This window comes from Streptomyces sp. NPDC088246 (assembly GCF_044741025.1).
Taxonomy (GTDB): Bacteria; Actinomycetota; Actinomycetes; order Streptomycetales; family Streptomycetaceae; genus Streptomyces.
On the sequence record NZ_JBIURV010000004.1, the window covers coordinates 128,410 to 146,336 of the forward strand.

21 protein-coding genes are annotated in these 17,927 nt (G+C 69.7%); 9 read left to right on the forward strand and 12 right to left on the reverse strand.

Translation table 11 applies throughout. The features are described from left to right. Window positions 1-190 precede the first annotated feature (190 nt). The 3 genes from ACIPEK_RS08105 to ACIPEK_RS08115 form a co-directional block, all read right to left on the reverse strand. Window positions 191-1,432, reverse strand: a complete 1,242-nt coding sequence (locus ACIPEK_RS08105) for an esterase/lipase family protein (protein WP_401992150.1) — start codon at window positions 1,430-1,432, stop codon at window positions 191-193. A 124-nt stretch (window positions 1,433-1,556) separates the two neighbouring features. Continuing rightward, a complete protein-coding gene (locus ACIPEK_RS08110; RefSeq protein WP_401992153.1) occupies window positions 1,557-1,748 on the reverse strand; it encodes a hypothetical protein in 192 nt (63 codons plus the stop codon). 2 nt (window positions 1,749-1,750) lie between these two features. Next, window positions 1,751-2,638, reverse strand: coding sequence for a hypothetical protein (locus tag ACIPEK_RS08115; RefSeq protein ID WP_401992156.1), 888 nt, complete (start codon window positions 2,636-2,638; stop codon window positions 1,751-1,753). A gap of 412 nt (window positions 2,639-3,050) precedes the next feature. Here ACIPEK_RS08115 and ACIPEK_RS08120 point away from each other — a divergent pair, with 412 nt between their 5' ends. Next, window positions 3,051-3,521, forward strand: coding sequence for a hypothetical protein (locus ACIPEK_RS08120; protein WP_401992159.1), 471 nt, complete (start codon window positions 3,051-3,053; stop codon window positions 3,519-3,521). 81 nt (window positions 3,522-3,602) lie between these two features. On the opposite strand, the gene ACIPEK_RS08125 is transcribed toward ACIPEK_RS08120, so the two are convergent. Further along, on the reverse strand, window positions 3,603-3,821 hold the full coding sequence (locus ACIPEK_RS08125) for a ferredoxin (protein ID WP_401992162.1): 219 nt from the start codon (window positions 3,819-3,821) through the stop codon (window positions 3,603-3,605). A 36-nt stretch (window positions 3,822-3,857) separates the two neighbouring features. Then, window positions 3,858-4,298 (reverse strand): hypothetical protein, encoded by a 441-nt coding sequence (locus tag ACIPEK_RS08130; RefSeq protein WP_401992165.1) that lies wholly within the window; start codon window positions 4,296-4,298, stop codon window positions 3,858-3,860. 176 nt (window positions 4,299-4,474) lie between these two features. On the opposite strand from ACIPEK_RS08130, the gene ACIPEK_RS08135 reads away from it, so the two are divergent. Both ACIPEK_RS08135 and ACIPEK_RS08140 read left to right on the forward strand, forming a co-directional pair. Next, window positions 4,475-5,689: a sensor histidine kinase gene (locus ACIPEK_RS08135; RefSeq protein WP_401992168.1), complete on the forward strand. Its 1,215-nt coding sequence runs from the start codon at window positions 4,475-4,477 to the stop codon at window positions 5,687-5,689. Between the two features lie 17 nt (window positions 5,690-5,706). Next, window positions 5,707-6,378, forward strand: coding sequence for a response regulator (locus ACIPEK_RS08140; protein ID WP_401992171.1), 672 nt, complete (start codon window positions 5,707-5,709; stop codon window positions 6,376-6,378). Between the two features lie 95 nt (window positions 6,379-6,473). Here the strand turns inward: ACIPEK_RS08140 and ACIPEK_RS08145 are convergent, their stop codons facing one another. Continuing rightward, window positions 6,474-6,692 carry a ferredoxin gene (locus tag ACIPEK_RS08145; protein ID WP_401992174.1) on the reverse strand — a complete coding sequence of 73 codons (219 nt, stop codon included), beginning with the start codon at window positions 6,690-6,692 and terminating at the stop codon, window positions 6,474-6,476. 5 nt (window positions 6,693-6,697) lie between these two features. Beyond that, on the reverse strand, window positions 6,698-7,888 hold the full coding sequence (locus ACIPEK_RS08150; protein WP_401992177.1) for a cytochrome P450: 1,191 nt from the start codon (window positions 7,886-7,888) through the stop codon (window positions 6,698-6,700). 111 nt (window positions 7,889-7,999) lie between these two features. Here ACIPEK_RS08150 and ACIPEK_RS08155 point away from each other — a divergent pair, with 111 nt between their 5' ends. Then, window positions 8,000-8,590, forward strand: coding sequence for a TetR/AcrR family transcriptional regulator (locus ACIPEK_RS08155; RefSeq protein WP_401992180.1), 591 nt, complete (start codon window positions 8,000-8,002; stop codon window positions 8,588-8,590). 50 nt (window positions 8,591-8,640) lie between these two features. On the opposite strand, the gene ACIPEK_RS08160 is transcribed toward ACIPEK_RS08155, so the two are convergent. Next, window positions 8,641-10,224, reverse strand: coding sequence for an adenosine deaminase (locus tag ACIPEK_RS08160; RefSeq protein ID WP_401992184.1), 1,584 nt, complete (start codon window positions 10,222-10,224; stop codon window positions 8,641-8,643). A gap of 216 nt (window positions 10,225-10,440) precedes the next feature. Between ACIPEK_RS08160 and ACIPEK_RS08165 the strand changes: the two genes are divergently transcribed. Continuing rightward, on the forward strand, window positions 10,441-11,787 hold the full coding sequence (locus ACIPEK_RS08165; protein ID WP_401992187.1) for an erythromycin esterase family protein: 1,347 nt from the start codon (window positions 10,441-10,443) through the stop codon (window positions 11,785-11,787). Window positions 11,788-11,882: 95 nt separating this feature from the next. Here the strand turns inward: ACIPEK_RS08165 and ACIPEK_RS08170 are convergent, their stop codons facing one another. Both ACIPEK_RS08170 and ACIPEK_RS08175 read right to left on the reverse strand, forming a co-directional pair. Beyond that, window positions 11,883-12,149, reverse strand: a complete 267-nt coding sequence (locus ACIPEK_RS08170) for a DUF397 domain-containing protein (protein ID WP_383070667.1) — start codon at window positions 12,147-12,149, stop codon at window positions 11,883-11,885. Further along, complete coding sequence (locus ACIPEK_RS08175; protein WP_401992191.1) at window positions 12,130-12,972, reverse strand: Scr1 family TA system antitoxin-like transcriptional regulator; 843 nt, start codon at window positions 12,970-12,972, stop codon at window positions 12,130-12,132. Before ACIPEK_RS08175 ends, ACIPEK_RS08170 begins: the two co-directional genes overlap by 20 nt. 114 nt (window positions 12,973-13,086) lie before the next feature. Here ACIPEK_RS08175 and ACIPEK_RS08180 point away from each other — a divergent pair, with 114 nt between their 5' ends. Together ACIPEK_RS08180 and ACIPEK_RS08185 are read left to right on the forward strand one after the other, a co-directional pair. After that, window positions 13,087-13,335, forward strand: a complete 249-nt coding sequence (locus ACIPEK_RS08180) for a hypothetical protein (protein ID WP_382221434.1) — start codon at window positions 13,087-13,089, stop codon at window positions 13,333-13,335. Next, window positions 13,325-13,558: a hypothetical protein gene (locus ACIPEK_RS08185; RefSeq protein WP_351202401.1), complete on the forward strand. Its 234-nt coding sequence runs from the start codon at window positions 13,325-13,327 to the stop codon at window positions 13,556-13,558. Before ACIPEK_RS08180 ends, ACIPEK_RS08185 begins: the two co-directional genes overlap by 11 nt. 214 nt (window positions 13,559-13,772) lie before the next feature. Here ACIPEK_RS08185 and ACIPEK_RS08190 read toward each other — a convergent pair whose 3' ends face one another. Then, window positions 13,773-14,378, reverse strand: coding sequence for a TetR/AcrR family transcriptional regulator (locus ACIPEK_RS08190; RefSeq protein ID WP_401992196.1), 606 nt, complete (start codon window positions 14,376-14,378; stop codon window positions 13,773-13,775). A 133-nt stretch (window positions 14,379-14,511) separates the two neighbouring features. Between ACIPEK_RS08190 and ACIPEK_RS08195 the strand changes: the two genes are divergently transcribed. After that, complete coding sequence (locus ACIPEK_RS08195; RefSeq protein WP_401992199.1) at window positions 14,512-15,534, forward strand: hypothetical protein; 1,023 nt, start codon at window positions 14,512-14,514, stop codon at window positions 15,532-15,534. Window positions 15,535-15,662: 128 nt separating this feature from the next. After that, entirely contained in the window at window positions 15,663-16,508 is an 846-nt protein-coding gene (locus ACIPEK_RS08200) for a hypothetical protein (protein WP_401992202.1), read from the forward strand. Here ACIPEK_RS08200 and ACIPEK_RS08205 read toward each other — a convergent pair. Further along, window positions 16,489-17,877 (reverse strand): ATP-binding protein, encoded by a 1,389-nt coding sequence (locus tag ACIPEK_RS08205; protein WP_401992205.1) that lies wholly within the window; start codon window positions 17,875-17,877, stop codon window positions 16,489-16,491. The genes ACIPEK_RS08200 and ACIPEK_RS08205 overlap by 20 nt on opposite strands. Window positions 17,878-17,927 lie beyond the last annotated feature (50 nt).

A 17,927-nucleotide genomic window follows, 5' to 3' on the forward strand; every position in this document is an offset into this window, starting at 1 on the left:
CCGGCAAATGGGGGGCGGCGTCGCGGGGCTGGGCACGCACATCTGCGGCGTTGTCGTCGGTCAACAACTTCCCCAAGCTCTCGGCTTCGGTCGAGCAGGGGAGACCCCATTCGCGTTGCTTCCCTCCTCCGCCTTGCGGCTGCACGCACCCAGCCCCGTTCCTTCTCCCACCCCCCATGTGCCGGTCGGTCTACGGAAGCCGGTCGAGGAGCCAGGTGCAGAGTTCCTCCGTCACGAGGGTGTGCCCCTCGTTGCGGGACGAGAGCTTGAACTCGTCGAGCCCGCCGGCATTCGGCGGGAGCGCGGAGATGTCCTTGTACAGCTCCTCGTCCGTGTCCGGATCGCCGACGTCGACCGCGCTGACGGCGGGCACGAAGCAGTGCGAGCGGATACGCACGTCGGTCTTGAACCCGAGGAGGAGGTTGAGAGCGTTGAGCCCGTCGGCGAGGATGCCGAACCCTTCCAGCGAGCCGCCGGGTGCGCCGTCGATCGATGGGAGTCCGGACGTATGCACCTGGTTGGTCTTCAGCGTCACCACCCGCAGTTTCGCGACGAGTTCGTTCTCGCCCGGGGACTGCGTGTAGAGCTTGGTGCCCACGACCGAGAGGCCCTTGCCCTCCAGGGCCAGTTCGCCGGCCTGCGCATCGGTACCGGTGCCGTCGGCCACGCCGTTGGAGACACCGATCAGCCGCGGCCGCCGCGGCCATTCGCCGATGGCCTCCATCTCCGCGAGGAACGCGGCGCGCTCGTCGCTCTGGTCCGGCGTCCCGTCCCACTTCTCGATGTGCCGCCACAGCAGCTGACGGGCGGCCGGGCTGTTGATCTGGTCGGAGAACCGGCTGTCGAGATCCTTGATGTAGTGCGCGAACGCCTGCAGCGCGATCGGGATCCAGGCGCCGCGGTGCGGGCTGTCGTACGAGAAGTAGAGAGAGGTCTGGTGGTCGATGCCCTGGCTCTCCATCTTGGCCAGCGCGTGCCGGGTGACGAGCCCACCCATGCTGAACCCGCCGACGGCCAGCGACGCGTCGCCCTGCCGTTCCGCGATGGCGTGCAGGATCGCGGCCTGCGCGGTCCGGGAGTTGTCCAGAATCGATGCACGGCGCTCATGGAAGCCCAGAATGATGACGTCGTGTCCCCGGCGGCGCAGTTCGCTGATGAGCGCGTAGTCGCCGAACTCCATGATTTCCCAGGAGAAGTCCAGGCTGCTCGGCCCGGTGTTGAATCCGTCGGCGAAGATCACGGGTCGCGTGAGACCCGAGTGTCCCTCGCCGTAGTAGACCCAGGCGGTGCCGCCCGGCAGGTCCCACACGGTGTTGGGCGGCAGGGGGAGGGCGCCGTGCTTCTCGGCGTCCAGGCGGGGGCCGGGGGCGAGAGTGATGGGGCGCTTGCTGTGGAGCTCCGAGACGATTTGCTCGTAGGTCGGTTCGGACATGGTTCGTTCCCCTTTGGACTGGTTTGTTACAGCGGGTGTCAAGGTGAACACGCGCAGTAGTGACCAGGAAGAGGAAGTGGATCAAACCACTCCCAGGTGGGAGCCGGTTTCGGACATCCGGCGGTCAGCGGACGAAGTCCTTGAGCCTGTCCGTGTCGAGGGCGAATCCGACCGGGTCGGGGAGGGGGACGGTGGCGCCGAACGGATACGAGGGGCGCTGCTGGTACATGCCGTCCTTCGGCTCGCTGGAGACCGTGACGGTGTCGTTGTCGCGGTCGACGAGGAGGTGGACGGGATGTATGAGCCGCACGGTCATCGCTATTTCCTCTCGGATCGTGGGGCCATCGCGGCCCGGACCTCGCTCATGCGGTTTCGTACGCCGGTGGCCTGGACGGTTCCGGCAGGTCTGGTGGGAGCGTCGACGGGGTTGCCCCGGCATGATCCGCACCGGCCGCCGATCAGGGCCTCCGCGCTGCCGGGTGCGCGGCACTCGCTGCATTCGAGGGTGCGCAACACCGTCCCCCGTTGTGCCGGAGTGACCCGTTCGGGTGGCATCTTGTCGGTCAGCCGCCTGCGGACGAGGGCCGCCGCGTGGTGGACGGGGGTGGGCAGGCCGTCGGTGAGGGCGTGCAGGAGCTCCGCCTCTGTGGCGCCGCGCTCGAACCAGTCGGTGACCTGCGGTTCCAGCGCCGCACAGTCCGCCGCCGAGAGGGTGAGTGAGGGGGCGGTACGGCCCAGCGCGGCCAGCAGTACGAACGCCCGGGAACGGGTGGGGTGTTGGTGCCACCGCTCCGGCGGTACGTCTCCCCGGGTGAACGCCGCCCACCAGTCGTCGTCCCGCGCGGTGCGGGAGTAGAACGTCCGCGTCACCCAGAGCAGGACCTCGTCATTGGCCACGCACTCGCTGCCGCGCCGCAGATGCCCGGCGTCCTGGAGCCGGTTGAGGGCGGTCCGCAGCGCACACTGCCCGTACGGGAGGACCTTGGCCAGCGTCTTCACGGAGATGTCGGCGCCGTCGGGCAGCCGGTCGATGTAGGCCGCGATGGACGCCTCGCGAGGCGGCAGATGCGCGAAATCGCGGTCGGTGCGGGGGCGTTGGGCGGGTGCGGAACGCTTGCCGTAACCCGGATTGGCCATGGGATGCGGGGGCGTGGGCAGGGGTACGTGCGGAGCGTACGGGGCGGCACTAAGCTGGCTGGCAGCCATCAGATCGGGCCTAACGATCGAAGTGGTCAGGCCCCTGTTTCGGTGTTACAGCACCGGCAGGGGTCGTTCGTTTATCGGAACGCTAGAGCGTCGCCACCATCCGTGGCAAGCCGGTCACGAAAAGTCAACTGGCCGGGTGGGGAGGGTGGGTGGGAAGTGGCCCACCTCCCGTTCCTCGGAAAGAGCGCTCGGACTTCGCGGCTTGAGCTCCGGGGGATTTCGCCTGATGGGGGCGCGCGGGGGCGGTGAGAGTGCGCCGTGCGTGATCCGGGCGCGCCGCCGCTGTTGGGGTGGAAAAACGGGCCGAAGGCCTCGCGAGCGCGCGAACGGCCGCACATGTTTGTGATCTTGAGATGGCGGGCCGCTCTTGGCTCGTTCTCCCTGAGTCTTTCTTTCTCGTACGAGGAGTCCCGTGCGTATCCGTTCGATCCTGTCTCTCGCCGCGTCCGCCGTCGCCGTGGCGGCACTGGCCACCCCCGCCCAGGCCGCCGACGCCGCCGACGGCGCGTACTTCATCCGTGACGTGCGCACCGGCGCGTGCCTGGCGGGTGGCGAAGGCCCGCTGGGCGGCCACATCGAGCCCTGCAACCCCGGCACCGTGTGGGAGGTCCGCAACCAGGGCAACGGTCTGGCCCAGATCGTCGAGGCGCGCGGGGAGAACCGCTGCCTGGCGCTCTCGCCGATCCGGATTTTCCCGCCGGCCGTGTGGGTGGACCAGTGCGGCCAGCAGCCCGACCAGTGGACGATCCAGGGCGCGGCCGATAACCAGCCGGTCAATATCGCCCTCGGCCGGGGCGAGTTCGGCTCCCTGACGACGGAGGGTCGGCGCGTGGTCCTCCTCCCCGACGGCCGCCCCCAGTGGATCATGGAGCGGCTCGGCTAGGACCGACCTGTTCGGACGATCACGCAGCCGCCCCGTGCCGGGATCGTTCTTCCCGGCACGGGGCGGCTGTGTGTGGGGGCCTCAGTCGCGGCGCGGGCCGATGACCGATGCCCCCTCGTGCACGGTGATCGCCTGGGCCGGGCAGATGTCGGCGGCGTCCAGGACCCGTTCGTCCGGTTCGATGCCGTCGGGGATCGCCCGGGCGTGCTCCCCGTCCAGCGCGAACACCTCGGGGACGCTCCCGGCGCACATGCCCGATGCCTGGCAGAGCTGTGGATCGACGCGTACGTTCCAGGTCATGGTGGGCGGGAGTGTGGCGGGAGTGCGGAATGCGCGCTAGGCACCCCGTGCCGGGCGTGCGGCGAGCGCCGCGCACAGGGCTGCGAGAGGGAGTTCCACGGCCGCGGCCATGACGGCGGCGGTGGCCAGTTCCGGGCCGGGGGCGGCAGTGGCGAGATCGATGCAGGCGTCGGCGAGGAGGAGCACCGCCGCGGCGGCCGCGGGTGCGCGGTAACGAGTACCGGCGTGCAGCAGGCGGCTGCCGGCGGTGAGCAGCGCGGCGGCCTCCAGGGCGTCGAGGGTGACCCAGGCGGCGGCCTCGGCGGGCGGCAGGGTGCCGGCGAGGTAGCCGAGCCAGGGCAGCAGGGCGAGGCCCGCGCCCGTCAGTATGCGGCTCTGCCGGCGGCGGCCGCGACTTAGGCGCGCGGAATTGCGGGCGGCGCCGAATGAGTGGCAAGTGCCCATTGGGGCAGGGGGGTTGAAGGTGATGAGGGTCACGGCGGAGGTCTCCTCCGGTGTCACGAACCCGGCCGTCGGGCTCGTGATCAACCATCAGATGTCCGTCGGCCGGAGTCAGTAACGCCGCTGTCCGTCTTGGGGTGGCACTAGCTATACCCCGGCTGCGGACGGCAGTTGCATGGCAGGCTACGGCGCCCGCCACCTACGGTTGGACCATGGAAATCCCGCCCCGGACGCGGCGTGCGCTCAACCGCCTGACCCGCGATACGTCCTTCCTCGCCCTAGGGGCGCCGCTACACCTCCTCATGGGGTTCCTGCTGCTCATGATCTTCGGCCTCGGGTGGGAGGTCATCGCGGGGCGGGACAGCAGCGCGCCGACGGCCCTGGGGTTCACGCTGGTGCTGACGGTGTTCTCCGTGCCGGCGCTGACCGCGGCCCAGCGCTGGCGTTTCCGGCGGCTGCTCGGGATCGACATCCCTCGCCCGGGGTGGCGGCGGCCGTGGCGCCAGTTCGGCCACCACTGCCTGGTCGGGGCGCTGTTCGGCTGGCTCGAAGTGTTGGTGGTGGGGCTGCTGGTGGCGGGGGTGGCCGCGTCGCTGGCCTTTGTGTGGGTCTACGCGCTGCCCTGGCAGTGGCGGATGGAGCATGTCGGCTACTCAACGCAGGCGGGGTACGTCTCCGGGGCAGGGCTGGTCGTGCTGGCCACCGTCCCGGGCGTGGCCGCCGCCCTGGTACGCCTTGAGAGTCATGTGGTGCCCGCCCTGCTCGGCCGCAGCAGGGAAGAGGACCTGGCGCGGCGGGTCGAGGATCTTACCGAGAGCCGGGCCGGGGCGGTGGACGCCGCGGATGCCGAACGGCGGCGTATCGAACGGGATCTGCACGACGGAGCCCAGCAGCGACTGGTGTCGCTGGCGCTGAATCTAGGTCTGGCCAAGGCCACGTTGGCGGATCTGCCGCCGGAGGCGCGGGAGGTGATCGACACGGCGCACCGGGAGGCGAAGGAGGCGATCGAGGAGCTGAGCAGTCTTGTGCGTGGGCTGCACCCGGCCGTCCTGGACGAACTCGGGCTGGATGCGGCGCTGTCGGGACTCGCGGCCCGCGCCCCGCTGCCCGTACGGCTGCGTGTGGATCTGCCGCAACGACTTGCGCCGGCGATCGAGGCGGTCGCGTACTTCGTGGTCTCCGAGGCGCTGACGAATGTCGCCAAGCACGCACGGGAGTCGACCCGGGCGGATGTGACGGTCACCCGGCTGGGCGAGATAATGCGGGTGGTGATCGCCGACGATGGTCTGGGCGGCGCTGATCCCTCCAAGGGGAGCGGCCTTACGGGGCTTGCCCAGCGCGTGCGGTCCGTGGACGGAACATTCCGGATGAGCAGCCCCGTGGGGGGACCGACCATGATGCACGTGGAGCTGCCGTGCCCGAGCTGAGGAGTGCCGCGCCTGGCATGAGACAAGAGGAGCCCGATGTGAGGCGTGCCGTGATCGCCGAGGACTCCGTACTGCTGCGGATCGGACTGGTCAAGGTGGTGGAGATGGCCGGCTTCGAGGTAGCGGCCGAGGTGGGCGACGCACACGGGCTGCTGGCCGCAGTCGAGAAGCATCGGCCCGACCTGGCGGTGGTGGACGTCCGGATGCCGCCCGACTTCACGGACGAGGGGGTGCGTGCCGCGCTGTCGATCCGCCGGAGCCGGCCGTCGACCGCGGTGCTGATGCTCTCCCAGTACGTCGAGGAGCGCTACGCGGCCGACCTGCTCGCCACCAACATCAGCGGGGTGGGCTATCTGCTCAAACAACGGGTCGCGGATGTCGAGGAGTTCATCGAGGCGCTGCAACGGGTGGCGGACGGCGGTACGGCGCTCGACCCGCAGGTCGTCGCCCAGCTATTGGTACGGCGGCCGAGCGATCCGCTGGAACGGCTGACACCCCGCGAACGGGAGGTGCTGGCCCTGATGGCCGAGGGCCGCTCCAACGCGGGCATCGCCGCCCAGCTCGTGGTCAGCGAGAGTGCGGTCGCCAAGCACATCAACAACATCCTCGCCAAACTCGACTTTCCCAAGGCGGACGCCGACCACCGCCGGGTACTGGCGGTGCTGCATTTCTTGGGAGTGGGTGCCTAGCCAGGACCGACCTGTGCGGCCGCTCAGGCAGCCGCCCTTGCCGGGATCGCCCAGCCCGGCAAGGGCGGTTCTGTCGGTCGTGGGCCGGTGAGGCCTCAGTCGCGGCGCGGGCCGATGACCGATGCCCCCTCGTGCACGGTGATCGCCTGGGCCGGGCAGATGTCGGCGGCGTCCAGGACCCGCTCGTCGGGTTCGATGCCGTCCGCCCGTACCCGGGCGTGCTCGCCGTCCAGCGCGAACACTTCGGGGGCGACCCCGGCGCACATGCCCGAAGCCTGGCAGAGCTGTGGATCGACGCGTACGTTCCAGGCCATGGCGGTCACCACCCGATCGGCATGACACGCGGGCCGCGTACCAGCATCTCGGACTTCCACGTCACGTCGCCGGCCAACTTCAGCCCCGGGAGCCGGGTGATGAGCGCGATCAGTGCCTCCTGAAGTTCCAGCCGGGCCAGTGGGGCGCCCAGGCAGTGGTGGACGCCGTGGCCGAATCCGAGGTGCTGGTTGCCCTCGCGGGCGATGTCGAGCACGCCCGGGGTGGCGAACCGCAGCGCGTCGCGGTTGGCGGCGCCCATGGCGACCAGGACCGGACTGCCCGCCCGGACGAGGGTGCCGCCGACCTCGATGTCCTCGGTGGCGTAACGGGGTTGGCCGGCACCGCTGCCCAGCGGTACGAATCGCAGCAGCTCCTCCACCGCGTTCGCGATGAGTTCGGGCTCGGCCCTGAGCCTGGCCAGCTGATCCGGGTGGTCCAGCAGCGTGAGGACGAAGTTGGGGATCTGGGACGCGGTGGTCTCGTGTCCTGCCACCAGGATGCCCACGCACAGATCGACGAGTTCGAGTTCGGAGAGCCGGTCGCCGCCGTCGCGGGCCTCGATGAGTGCCGTCATCAGGTCGTCCTGCGGCGACTGCCGGTGCTGCTCGATCAATCCGGCCATGTAGGCGCGCAGTTCTTCGCGGCTGGCGTCGAACTCCGCGGCCGTGAGGGAGCTGGTCGACAGAGCGTCGTCGCTCCATACCCGAAATCGTGGACGGTCCTCGGTGGGTACGCCCAGCATTCGGCAGATCACTGCGACCGGCAGCGGCAGCGCGAACAGGTCGACCAGGTCCGCAGGCGGTCCGGCCGCCTCCAGGTCGTCGAGAAGGCCTGCGGTCAGTTCCCGGACCTGGGGGCGGAGTTTCTCGATCTGGCGGACCGTGAAGGCCTTGGCGACCAGGGAGCGCAGCCGGGTGTGGTCGGGCGGATCCATGCTGAGGATGCCACTGTCGCGCCGGCCCTCGGACTGCCGGGGCTCGTCGTGCGAGGCGCCTGCGGCCCGGCTGAAGCGCTGGTCGCCCAGGACGAGCCGGGCGTCGGCGTAGCGGGTGACGAGCCAGGCCGGTTCGCCGTATTCCATCTGGACCCGTAAGAGGCCGGGCCGGTCGCGGGCGCGCTCGTAGGCGTCGGCGAGCTGGAGTCCGTCGGGGGTGTTGAAGGGGTAGGTGGTGGGGGCGTTGTCTGCTGTCGTCACTGCGGTCTCCCTTATGTAAGCAGCTGCTTACAACGGTAGGAGTGTGCCTCGGGGCGGTCAACAATGCGTTACGGCCGTTATCCTGACGGGCCGTCCGAGAGGAAATTCGCCATGGAGTCCGCGCCCGCACCGCCGTCCGGAGAGCGCCGTCGCGATGCCGCGGCCACGCGTCGCCGACTGCTGGAAGCGGCTCGTGACCTGTTCGCGGAGCGGGGCTACGAAGGGGCGACGGTCCGCAGCATCGCGGAGCGGGCCGGGGCCAACCAGGCGCTGCTGTTCCGGTACTTCGGGTCCAAACAGGGGCTGCTCACGGAGGTCCTCGCGCAGGGCGGACTTGAGCAGTTGCGTGCGACACCGCCCGAAGAGCTCTTCGAGACCGCCCTGCGCTCGATGCTGACCCGCAGCGCGGCCGGCGGCGCGGGGGATCGCTCCCTGGAGGTCTATCTGCGTTCCATCGGGCGGGGTGACGAGGCGGCCGGAACCCTGCGGGAGCTGGGCGAGGAGTACCAGAGTGTGCTGGCCGGGCTTTCAGGCACCGAGGACGGTGCCCTGCGTGCGGATCTCGCCATGGCGTGGCTTCTGGGCATCGGCCTGATGCGGACGGTCGTCGCGCGTGAGCCGCTGGCCGGGGCCGATCCGGACGACGTGTGCCGTCTCGTACTGGGCACGCTCAGGCACCTCTGGCCGGCTCCGGCGGAGTAGCGCAGACACGTCCGGACCCGGGGCCCCGGGCCCGGACGTGTGCTGTTCGGTTACCGGTGACGGCTCTCGAAGGTGGCGAAGGCCGTCTCCTGGCGCCACTCGGTCGCCGCCTTCGGGTTGTCGGCGAGGTAGCGGGCGCAGCGCGCGCTCGGGTGGTCGGTGCCCGGCCGGTCGCTGCGGCAGGCGGCGACCAGGCGGTAGCCGGAGGGGGCGGAGCCGGTGGCCCACAGGCTGCGGCCGTCGCGGAACGCGTACTCCAGCGAGGCGCGGGCCAGGTCCTTCAGCTCGGTGTAGCCGAGATCGTACGTCCTGGCGGCGTACTGGTACTCGTGGCTGATGTCGATCCGCGAGACCCCCGGGTCGTCGGTGGACAGGACCACCGGGACGCCGTAGCGGCGGTACGCGTTGAACGGGTGGTCGTCGCCCGCGATGCCGAGGATCTGCTTGTTGCTGCTGAACGGCACCTCGACCGCCACCTTGCGCTGCGCCATCGTCCGGGCGAGCTGGCGCCAGTCGTCCTCGTGGACCAGGTCGACACCGTGTCCGATGCGTTCGGCTCCGGCGACGAGTACGGCCTCGCGGATGTGGAACGTCAGGTCCTCGGGCTTGACCAGGCCGGGGGCCAGCTCACCGGCGTGCAGGGTGAGGTGGGCGCCCGGGTACTGGCCGCGCAGATAGTTCAGCATCCGCATCTGGAGGCTGTAGTTGGCCAGCGCGCTCTCCCCGTCCTCGGGCTGCACGAGGTTGACCGCGACGAACCTCGGGTCGCGCTCCGCCAGCCGCATGCCGACCGCCATCTGCGTGAACACCCGCGCCGGGGTGCTGCCCCGGGAGACCTGGGAGATCCACCTGACGGGGAGCCGGCAGCCCGGGTCGGGGCGTGGGGTGTCGCAGTGCGCGGCCACCCGGAACTGGGCATTGGCGTCGTCGGCCTCCTTGACCGCATCGTCCACGACCCGGTCGAGCTGCCCGCCGGCCAGAAGCTTGCGATGGAAGGCGGCCAGGTCGGCGTCGTAACCCACGGCGTCGGCAAGCTTCCTGGCGCTGTCCGACGCCGGGGTGACCATGGTCTCCAGATAGAACTGGTTCTGCTCGACCACGGTGTCGGCCACATTGGCGAGCAGCTTGCCGCGGTCCCAGGTCGCCAGGCTGAACTTGCCGAAGGTGTCGAAGAAGTGGTCGTGCCCGGACTGGTCGGCCGGGAAGTCCTGCATGGACCAGGCCCGGATGATCTGCTGCCGGAAGGCGGCGTCCGTCTGCGCGTCGACGGCGGGCCGCTTGCCCGGTCCGCACGGCGGTGCGACGGCCGTCATCGTGGCGTCGATGCACAGCCCCTTCTCGCCCGCGAGCTTGATCAGGAACTCGGTCTTTGCCGCGCCCGACAGGTGGTTGTGGAGGTCGCCTCCCTTGGGCAGCGCCTTGAAGAAGGCCTTCAGTCTCTCGGGCTTGTTACGCAGCGAGTCGAGGTACGCGGCGGTCCTGCGCTCGGCCTGGGTCACCGCGCGGGGCGACGCGTCGCCGACCGGTGCCGCCGTCGCCGGGACCGCGGGAAGCAGGGACAGTACGGCGAGTACGCCGAGCCCGGCCGGGAGCAGGGACGTGGGACGGTGGGCCGTCCGGATTGTTGAGATCACCGCCGAATGATCGCGTTCGGCGAGGGCATTTTTCACCCAAACCACATCTATGGCCGGAAACGTCCACCCGATCGAGTGCGTGTAGCGGGCGCTGCCCTCCGGCTCTTCCGGGGGGCAGCCCCCCGAAACAGTCGGAGGCTTCTCCCAGCGCGCGGCGGTGGAATCGCAGGCAATGATTCTTCTCAAGTTGCAATACGCAAGTTGAGAGGTAACAGCATGGCTAGGCACCGGAAGCGCATCAGCCGGCGGGTACTGCTGGCGACTGCGGCGGTCGCGACGGGAGCGGTCCTCGCCCCTGTGGCGGTCCAGGCCGCCTCGGCCGACACGGCCGGCAGGGGGCAGAACCCGGTCCGCGCACTGGAGCAGGCGGCCCACCCGCTGCGTTCGACCGAGCCCGGGGGGAGCACGGCCGACCTGCGAGCCCTGGGCTCGATGATCGGCGATGCCAAGGTGGTCGGCCTCGGCGAGGCCACCCACGGCTCCCACGAGTTCTTCACCATGAAGGAGCGGGTCTTCCGCCACCTCGTCGAGAAGAAGGGTTTCACCACCTTCGCCCTGGAGCTGAGCTGGTCCGCGGGACTCCAGATCGACGACTACCTCCAGACCGGCAAGGGTGATGCCCGCCAGATCGCCAAGGAGACGCTCACCAACTCGCCCTGGGACCGGGAGGAGTTCGTCAGCCTCATCGAGTGGATGCGGGACTACAACCGCCACCACCCCGACCGCACCGTCCACTTCATGGGCGACGACATCGGCGCTCCCGCACTGAGCGACGAGTTCTTCGGCCGGGTGACCGGCTACGTGCAGAAGAACCACCCGGAGGCGCTGCCGCGACTCAACGAGCTCTACACCGGTCTGCGCCCCATCAATGACGTCTTCGCCTACCTGGGCAAACCGCTCGCGGAACGGCAGCAGCTCGCCGCCAAGGCACAGCAGGCCCTGGAGCTGGTCAGCGGTCTGAAGGGCTCCGGCGGCGACGCGTTCGACTGGGCCGAGCAGAACGCCCGGTCCGTCGCCCAGACCGCCAAGTTCCTCACCCTGAACCCCGAAGACCCGGACTCCAACGCCGCCTCCCAGCGCTTCCGTGACGAGGTGATGGCCCAGAACGTCTCCTGGTGGCAGCAGCGCACCGGCCAGAAGGTGCTGCTGTCCGCGCACAACGACCATGTCGCCTACGTCGCCAGCGATCCCGAGGTGTACTCCAAGACGCAGGGGTCGTTCCTGCGCGACACGATGGGCAAGAACTACCTCCCCATCGGTTTCACCTTCAACCAGGGCTCTTTCCTGTCGAAGGACGCCGCGCTGGGCGGCGAGTGGAAGAAGTTCACCGTTCCCGCCGCCGAGTCCGACCGGAACGAGGCCACCCTCGACAAGGTCCGCTACCGGGACTTCTACCTCGACGTCCGCACCGCCCCGGCCGCCGCGCGCGACTGGCTGAACACCGCCCGGCCCACGCTCAACGTCGGCACGCTGTTCCCTGAGGAGCCGCGCGACACCGCGCTCGCCAAGGCCTACGACGTCCTCATCCACCTCCACGAAGTCAGGGAGGCCGACAAGCTGTAGCCGCGACGGCTTGGCTCCGGCGCGAGCCGCCCGAGACCACCTGACCTGCGGGGAGGCCAGCCGTGCGGCCGGCCTCCCCGCAGCGGGACGACTTCTTAGGCGTGCTTGAGGTCCGCGATGAAGGACGTCCAGGCAGCGGCCCGGAACACGAGCGTCGCGCCCTCGGTGACCTTGGAGTCGCGGACGGGGACGATGCCGGGGTGGCCGTCGGCGACCTCCAGGCAGTCGCCGCCGCTGCCGTCGCTGTACGTGGACTTCCGCCAGGTCGCGACCTCCAGACAGTCCCCACCGCTGCCGCCGCTGTGGGAGGACTTGTGCCAGGTGGCCGTGGACAGGTCGTAGTCAGAACCGCTGATCTTCATGGGCGTAATCCTCCGCCACCGACTCGATCAGGGCCAGGGACAATTCCGGTGACAATGCGCCGGCCACCACCAGATCGTAGGTCAGCTCGTAGTGCCTGACGGTTGCCGGTTCATCGTGCAACGTCCCTGTGCTCAGACCCTGAAGGTAGGCGAGCGGGGGCGCGTCCTCGAAGGACATCAGTTTGAGCTGGCCCTCCATGGCCATGTGGGCGCCCGCGTGGAACGGCAGCACCTGCACGATGATCCGGTGTTTGCGGGCCAGCTCCAGGATGTGGCGGAGCGCCTGAGCCATCACCGCCGGGCTGCCAACCTGGCGACGTAACACCGCCTCGTCCAGAACCGCCCAAACCAAGGGCGTTGTTGGATCGGTCAGGAGCTGAGCTCGTTCTAGTCGTGCCGCGACCAGGTCGTTGATGACGTCTTCCACAGCCGTCGGCTGATACGCCCGGAACACCGCTCGCGCGTATGCATCCGGCTGCAACAGCCCCGGGATCAGCTGAGGCGCGTACTCCTTGATCGTCTTTGCCACGGCCTCCGCCTCGGCCGCTTCGGCGAAGTGATCCGGGTACTTCGACTTCTTCAGGGCGGCGCAGTTGCGTGCGAAGAACCCGTCCGCCTTAAGGATCTCGTCCAGTTTCTCGGCCTGATCCACCTGCATCCGTCGTGTGCCGGACTCCAACTGCCCGATGAATGAGCCGCTGACGAACAGCGGAAGGCCCAGCTCCTCCTGCGAGAGGCCCGCACCCTCTCTTCGATGGCGGAGTTCGGCGCCGAGCAGGGCGCGTGGCGAGGAGGAGGGGTCGAGTTTCTTGGGTCCTGGCATGACAACTCCCTGTGACACACGTGCGGTTGTTGGTTCTGCGCCTCTTCCAGGCTAGCGACGTGTTGGACACGCTGGGTATGCATTGTCATTACTCAGCGTGGAAAGGGATGGATCATGACGACGATGGAACGGCGCAGGACAGCAGAGGGCAGAGTGCGGGCGGCGGAGGACGCTGTGGCGCGGCTGAAGGAGGGGTTCTCCGGGGTCGGGATCACGCTGCCGTCGCTGCGGGTCGACCCCGTGTCGTGTGCGGGGAACGAACCGGCGTCGCCGCTGGTCGACCTCGGCCGGTGCAACCTCGACACGGCGCTGCGGCTGAGCGCGGTCCTGGAGGCGCAGGGGCTGGCCGGTCATGACGGATGAGGGGCTTGAGCCGTGTGCGCCGGAGCCCGGGTCGTTCGCGGTGGACACGCGGGACGGGCGGGTGGGGCGCGTGATGGGGTTCGTCGGGCCGTACGTGCAGCTGCGGGCGCCGGGCGGCGGGGCCGAGTGGGACTGCCCGCCGGAATCGGTCCGCCCGGCACCACTGGGGGAAGTGCTGCGGGCCCGGGTCAGGGAGGTCAACCGGGAGGGGCGGCTGCCGTGAGGGTGTCAGGGTGCCGGACCTGATGCGGCGCCGGACGTGAGGAAGGGCGACGCCCTGGATGGGTGCCACCCTTTGATCGGGCCGGTTGGTCCGGTCGACTCGCCTTACGGGGCAGGGGCTTCGCGTACGAGCTCTGAAGTCCAGTGGCAGAAGATGAGGCCGGGCGGCAAGGGGCCACCGGCCTCGTCGGGTGAACACGCGACGGGGCGCACGGTCAGTTCGGGGCCGGGTCGCGTCGCCGTACCAGGGGCAGGTACACCTCGTCGACGATCTCGACGAGGACGTCGTCGGGTGCCGTAGGGGCTCCGCGTACGACGAATTCATTGCGCAGCAGGACGATGGCCACGGTGGCGACCCGCGGATGGAGTGCTTCGGGGGAGGCCTCGCCGCGTGCGACCGCGCGCCCCAGGACGGTCAGCCAGGGGGCGGCTGCGGCGTCGCTGGACTGTTCTTGCAGCTGCGCCAGGAGTTCCGACGTACCGCCGGCCGAGGAAAGCAGTTCGCGCAGGATTGCTCCGAGGGGGGAACTCCAGTGACGGTTGGCCCCGCGTAGCAGTTCAAGGGCGTCGCTGCGCAGATCGCCGGTGTCGGGTGGTTGGACTGTCGTGGCCAGTTGCCGATAGGCGGCGATGCCGAGCGCGAGGCGGTTGGGCCAGCGGCGGTAGATGGCGTTCTTGTTGGTGCCTGCGCGGGCGGCGACCTTGTCCATGGTCAACCCGGCGAATCCGGACTCGGTGAGTTCGTCCACCGCTGCGCGCAGGATCGCCTCCTCCAGGACGGCTCCGCGTCGCCGCGTCTGTCCGGCGCTCGGCTGTCTCATCGGATTCTCCGCCATGGCCCCTTCTCGTAAGCGGTACCGCTCGTACCTTCCCATTGTGGTTGCCATCCCCGAGGACCGGCAATTAGGGTACGTCGAGTACCGTAAATTCTTCCGCCAGGAAAGGATGCGACGCATGCGGGCCAGAGGCATCAGCTACGACACCGGCTTCGTCAAGAACGGAGCGGTCTCCCGAAAGCTCTTCGACCCGGAGGTGGTCAGGCGCGAACTGCGCATCATCCGTGATGACCTGCACTGCAACGCGGTCCGCGTCATGGGCGGTGATCCGGAACGGGTGGAGCTCGCGGCGGGGTACGCGGCCGATCTCGGCCTTGAGGTCTGGTTCTCCCCGTACCCGCTCGAACTGACCGCCGACGAGATGCTGTCGCTGTTCGCCGACTGCGCCGAGCGCGCGGAGCGGCTGAGGCGGCGGGGAGCGGAGGTCGTGTTCGTCGCCGGCGCCGAGCTGAGCCTGATGAACAAGGGATTCCTGCCCGGCGACAGCATCGACGACCGGGTCGCGCTGCTGAGCCGGCCGGATCGCGTGCGCGAGCACATCGGCCAGGTCAGCGCGCGTGTCAACGACTTCCTCGACAAGGCCGCGGCACTCGTCCGCGAGCGCTTCGGCGGCAAGGTGACCTACGCGTCCGTACCGCTCGAACGCGTCGACTGGGCCCCCTTCGACATCATGTCCGTGGATCTCTACCGGTCGGCCGAGACCGCCGACCGGTTCGCCGAAGGCGTCCATCACCTCGTCGCGCAGGGAAAGCCGGTCGCGATCACCGAGTTCGGCGCGGCCGGTTACCGGGGTGCGGGTGACCGGGGAGCCCACGGTCTGGAGATCGTCGAGTACGACAAGGACGCCGGTCCACTCCGGCTGAACGGCGAGTACGCCCGCGACGAGGCCGGTCAGGCCGCGTATGTGCGGGAACTGCTGGAGGCCTTCGACGCCGGAGGCATCGACAGCACCTTTGTCTTCACCTTTGCGCTGTACGACCACGTGCACCGCCCCGACGGCGACCCCCGCGAAGACCTGGACCTGGCCAGCTACGGCATCGTCAAGGTCTTCGAGGACCGCCTCGGAACCACCTACCCCGGCCTGCCATGGGAACCCAAGGCCGCGTTCACCGCCGTCGCCGACCACTACCGGCAGCACTGAGACCGCGGAAGCGGTCGTGAGTGGGTATCGGCGGACCGCCGCGATGAGGGAGGGGCGGCTCCCGCGCTGAGCACAGTGCTGAGCGCAGTCAGGAAAATTTCAGGGAGGCCCTGCCAGCGTGCCGTTCCATGACAACCGACATGACCGACACGTGTGCGTCCGGCACGCGCTCCCGGGCGCGGCAGATGCTGAACAAGGTCCCGGAAGTGACCGTCTACTTCTGGGTGATCAAGGTGCTGTGCACCACCGTGGGTGAGACCGCGGCCGATCTGCTCAACGACAACCTGGGCATGGGGCTGACCAACACCTCGTACCTGATGAGTGCGCTGCTGGTCGTCACCCTGGTCTTCCAGTTCCGGGCGCGTAGGTATGTACCCGGCCTCTACTGGCTGTCCGTGGTCCTGATCAGCGTGGTCGGCACACTGATCAGCGACAACCTGACCGACAACCTCGGCGTTCCGCTCCAGACCACGACCGTGGTGTTCGCGGTGGCGCTCGCCGTCACGTTCTTCGCCTGGTACGCGAGTGAGCGGACGCTGTCCATCCACTCGATCCGGACGACGCGCCGCGAGGCGTTCTACTGGCTGGCGATCCTGTTCACCTTCGCTCTGGGCACGTCCGCGGGCGACCTCACGGCGGAGAAGCTGGACCTGGGGTACTGGCTCTCCGCGCTCGTGTTCGCCGCGCTGATCGCGGCGGTGGCCCTCGCACACCGCACGCTGGACTTCAACGCGGTGTGGTCGTTCTGGATCGCGTACGTCCTGACCAGGCCGCTCGGCGCCTCGCTGGGCGACTACCTGTCGCAGCCCACCGCGGACGGCGGGCTGGGACTGGGCACGGTCGGCACCAGCATCCTGTTCCTCGTCGTCATCCTCGCTCTTGTCGTCTTCCTGACCCGGACACGGCGCGATGTGGCAAAGGACGGTGCCGTCGAGACGGCCGGCGCGCGGGGGGTCAGCCCGCAGGAAGGGTGACGACGAAGCGCGCGCCGGGCGCCGCGGCGTCCAGTGCGATGTCCCCGCCCGCTGCCCTGGCCAGACGGCGGGCCAGGGCCAGACCGAGTCCCGCGCCGTCGTGTCCGTCCTCGGGGCGGGCGCGACGGCCGGGTTCGAAGAGCGAGACGACGAAGTCCTCCGGCACACCGGGTCCGTCGTCGGACACGTACACCGTGACCTCGCCCGCGCTCGCCTCGCAGGTGAGAGTGACCGAGTGGGCCGCGTAGCGGCGGGCGTTGTCCAGGAGCGGCGTCAGGATGCGCTCGGCGACGTCCTCCGAGACGCCGATGCTCACCTCCGGTGTGCCGCCGGGGGTGCTGCTGCCCGCCGCGACGGTCACCGGCGGGGCGTCGGGGAACAGGGCCGCGTTGCGTTCCGCCAGGCGGTGCGCGACGTCGAAGAAGCGGGAGCGGCCGGGGGTCTGCGCATTGCGGGTACGCACCTCGGAGAGCAGCGAGTCGCAGATCTGCTGCATGGTCGCGGCGGCGCCCGCGATGGACTCCAGGGAGGTTTCCTGCTCCTCCGCGCTGCGCGGGCGTCCCGTCAGCCACTCGGTTTCGGCGGCGATGCGGGCGAGCGGTGTGCGCAGTTCGTGGGAGAGCTCGGCGGCCTGCTGCTGCTCGTGGCGCAGGACGGCGGCCAGCCGGTCCAGCAGCGCGTCCAGACTGCCGGCGAACGCGGCGAGCTCGGCGGGTCTGCCCTCAGCACCGAACCGTTCGGGAGCGCCTGCGGCGCTCCACCGGGTGGCCTGCTCGCTCATCGCGGCGACCGGGCGCAGGGCCCGTCGTACGACGAGGCGGGTCAGGAGATAGATGGTGGCCAGCAGAAGCACCGCCAGCGCGATCGAACCGATCAGAGCGGTGTCCGCCGTGCTGCGGTACGGGTCGAGGCTGACGGAGCTGACGACGGTGCCGGCCTGCGTGGGTGTGTGGCCCTGCCGGGCGGGGGCGTCGACGGGGAAGGCGTACAGCCGCCATGACCCGGGGCCCTCGGTGTCGGCGAACGTCTCGCGCCGGCCGGCGAGGTGGGCAGCCCGAGTCTCCAGGCCGGCGGGTGCGGTGGGGGGCTTCTCGACCACCGTGCCGCCCTGGAAGATCCAGACCCCGGCGTCCAGGGCCCGGTCCTCGGTCGGCTCCCGCACGACCAGTCGGCCGTCCGGCCGTACGTCCACCGTCGCCGCCACGGCCTCGGCGCGGGTGCGCAGGACGTCGTCGGCCTGCCCGTGGAGCCGTTTGTCGAGGGCGATGTTGAAGACGGTGGTCAGGACGCCGATCCACAGCGCGCAGGTGGCGAGGGCCATCAGGGCGAGGCGGCCGCGGAGGGTCCGGGGGGTGAAGTGGCGGTTCATCGGTTCATCGGTTCATCGGGGCCTCTGGTCGGACGCAGCGGATGTGTTGC